Source organism: Chitinophaga sp. (assembly GCF_035564935.1).
Classification (GTDB): domain Bacteria; phylum Bacteroidota; class Bacteroidia; order Chitinophagales; family Chitinophagaceae; genus Chitinophaga.
The window spans coordinates 1-3,589 of sequence record NZ_DATMTE010001089.1; the positions used below are offsets into that span (position 1 = coordinate 1).

2 protein-coding genes and 1 pseudogene are annotated in these 3,589 nt (G+C 45.8%); all 3 read left to right on the forward strand.

The features are described 5' to 3' along the window. A pseudogene (locus VN105_RS28080) lies at positions 1-1,383 on the forward strand (TonB-dependent receptor); the annotation flags it as partial. A 16-nt stretch (positions 1,384-1,399) separates the two neighbouring features. Then, entirely contained in the window at positions 1,400-3,169 is a 1,770-nt protein-coding gene (locus VN105_RS28085) for a RagB/SusD family nutrient uptake outer membrane protein (protein WP_325646521.1), read from the forward strand. Positions 3,170-3,205: 36 nt separating this feature from the next. After that, positions 3,206-3,589, forward strand: a 384-nt coding sequence (locus tag VN105_RS28090; protein WP_325646523.1) for a hypothetical protein, incomplete at its 3' end; no start/stop codon positions are given.

Consider the following 3,589-nt stretch of genomic DNA (forward strand, 5'->3'; position numbering starts at 1 on the left):
CAACGGAATTATATAAACGGCGTTGCTATTCCTATCAATTACCGGGGCACAACTGCGAGACTGGATTATGACTTCAGGCGTAAGTATCTCCTGGGCCTTACCGTTGCCAGGAATGGCAATGATTTGTTCCAGGAAAGCAACCGGTATGGGATATTTCCGGCAGTATCATGGGGCTATAACCTGGCGGAGGAGCCGTTTTTCAAAAACCTGTTTCCCTTTTTCGACATGTTTAAAATCAGGGGGTCGTATGGTCTTGTTGGATCAGACGCCAGCTATCCGGGTACTGTAACCTCCGTTATTCAGTATGGCACAACAGGTTCAAATTATTATGGTAATACCACGGTAGAAGGAGCGTTGGTAAATCCGGACGTCACCTGGGAAAAAGAAAAGAAGACAGACCTGGGTTTGGAACTGAACATGTTCCAGGGAAAGGTTACAGTGAGCGGCAGCTATTTTTATAACTACCGTTATGACCAGTTGATCGACCAGGGAGGCGTTCCCTTATTGATTGGACAGGGACTCCCAAAAAAGAATATAGGTATATCAGAGAACAGGGGCTTTGATGGAATGATCACCTACAGGAATGATAAGGGAAAGATCAATTATTCGATCGGCGCAAACGCCTCTTATGCGATGAACCGTATAGTTTACATAAGTGAAGCGCCGGATTATCCTTACCAGGCCAGAACGGGCAGCCAGCTGGGTTTAACATTAGGATATCATAGCCTTGGATTTTACCAGCTGGATGATTTTGATGCGAATGGGAAAGTGAAGAAGGGTATTGCCGCGCCACTATGGAGTGTTATACAACCGGGAGATCTGAAATATGCTGATATGAATGGAGATGGAGTTATTACAGATGCCGATAAAACCTGGTTGTCGAAACCTAATTTACCCAGTACCGTTTTGGGAGCTGAATTTACAATTGGTTACAAGGGGTTAACATTAAGAGCATTACTGCAAGGGTCTTTTGGTTATGCCGTACAGGTAATAGCTGAAGGTGCTGGTGATGCGTTCAATAGCAATCTGCGTCCCTGGAACCTGGAGCGCTGGACGCCGGCAACTGCTGCTACTGCTACTTATCCACGCATCGGGCTCAACTCTAACATAAACAATATATCCTGGCAAACTGTCTCTGATTTTTGGTTTGCCAACACCTGGTATGTCCGGTTACGATCCGTGGAGCTGTCTTATCAGCTTCCCCGCGGATGGTTAAAAAGCACGAAGGTAGTTCAGAATGCGAGGGTGTATGTTTCAGGATATAATCTCGTGAATATACAGGATATGGGTAAGTTTCAGCAAGACGCTGAGATCGCTAACGGCACCGGTGGCGCTTATCCCAATACTGCAAACTTCAACTTTGGATTGCAACTAGGCTTCTAACGCTAAAAAATTACTTATGACCAGACATAAAATATATGGGAGCATCTTACTTGCAGGGTTGGTTACAGCTATCTGTTTTATCACTGCATGCAAAAAAGATTTCCTGGATCAGAAAACCTTATCAGCTATTGATGAAGCGGCAGTTTTCCAGGACAGTACAAGGTCGCTGGGCGCAGTTAATAACCTTTATTCGAACCTGGGAATATCTTTTAATCCCAGGAGATTCAGCAATACGGGATTGGACGCGGCTTGTGATGAATCGGAACCCATTGCTGATCCAACTTTTTACACGTATAAGATTTCAAGTGGCGGTATTAATGCAAACAATGCCGACCGGGGGCTGTGGGGCACTATCTTCCGGATGGTCAGAGCTGCGAATATTTTTTTGAAGAATAAAGACAGCATACCCGTATCGGATGCAACGAGAGACTACTGGGTAGGGCAGGTACGGTTTTTAAGGGCATGGTATCTCTTTACGCTGTTAAAACATTACGGCGGTATACCATTGATTGGTGACAGAATATTTGGTGATAATGAAAAGATAGATGTTGCCCGCAGCTCGTATGAAGCCTGTATTAAGTATCTGACCGATGAGCTGGATGCAGCCGCTGCTGCGCTTCCTCTTTCTTATCGTCCGGGGGATGTAAACCAGTTGAAAGTGACAAAGGGGGCTGCATTGGCAGTAAAGGCAAGGATGCTTTTATACGCAGCCAGTCCGCTGTTCAATAGTGGGCCAAGGGGAGATGATCCTGAACATCTGCTCACCTTCTCCAGCGCAGATCCCGGACGCTGGAAACAGGCTGCCGATGCTGCAAAAACTGTAATTGACCTGGGAGCCTATAGTTTATATACTGCCTCTGCCACACCTCTTTATACGCTCTTCCTGCAAAATACGCCCCAGGTGGAGCATGTGCTCGTTTATTGGCAACCCTGGACAACATCCAATAATTTTTATGTAGAAGCCAGCGCTAATCCTACTTCAAGAGGAGGCATGAACGGGTGGGCCGGAACCAAATATTTTCCAACACAGGAGTTAGTAGATGAATTTGATATGATCAACGGTATGCGGATAACGAATCCTGCTTCCGGTTATCCGGGCATAGGTGATGATATGTACAAAAACAGGGATCCCCGGCTTACCTATACTGTGCATTATAATGGCGCTATCCGCAGTATGGGCTCATTCGGCGATCGGCCGGTCAACACCTATACAGGTGTGATTCCAACAGGGAATGCAGCAGTAACCAGTGCAAGTCTTGACGGCATCTATACCTCTACAGGTACATTAACCGGGTATTTCAGATACAAGATGTGTAACGGTGGTGGCGGCGAGTTGTATCGTCCATGGGTGGTGATGCGCTATGCAGAAGTGCTGTTGAATGCGGCCGAGGCAACAAATGAATACCTGGGTCCAACTGCTGAAGTATATAACTGGTTGAAGATGATACGCAGCCGTGCAGGTATTATGGAAGGCGAGAACAGTTTGTATGGATTGAAGGCAGGTATGACCAAAGAGGAAATGAGGGAAGCTATCTGGCACGAACGCCGCGTGGAGCTGGCTTTTGAAGAACATCGCTTCTGGGACATACGCCGTTGGAAAATTGCTCCTCAAACGGAAAATGCTGAAACGCACGGAATGGAGATTACAAGAGCCGCGAACGGAAGTTTTTCTTACCGCGTGATCCCTGTAAGAAAACATGTGTTTACTGAGGCAATGTATTTCTGGCCGGTACCACAAAGCGAATTAACGAAGTCGCCTGCTTTAAAGCAAACGCCGGGTTATTAAAAAAAACAAGCTTAAAACAATTTTAATGTTCAGGTTATGAAAAGCATTATAACTGCGCTTACTTTTGTCGCCCTTCCATTTATTGGCTGTACAAAGGGAGGAACGCTGGAAAGAATTAACGGTAACCAATACACGGTTACCTCGGCTGCGAGCAGCAAACAACTGGTACCCGCAATAGACACCACTTTCTCCGGTACATTCACCGGTTTTTATGATGAGCAATTGAACATCCTGACCTTCACCATAACATGGGCTGATCTATGGCGAACAAACAAAGACACCATTACTTCGGTAAATTTCTACGGCCCTGCCAGTGTAACAGAAAATGGTGTTTTGGTGCGTTCTTTATCTTTTGTCAGCACAAATAATGAATCCAGGGTCAATTTTGGTATAGCTGGCTTGAATGGATTCAGAGTGAGC

What these genes read in the sequence shown, in the direction of transcription:
- VN105_RS28085 (WP_325646521.1), top strand. Translation starts at nt 1,400, where the DNA reads ATGACCAGACATAAAATATATGGGAGCATCTTACTTGCAGGGTTGGTT.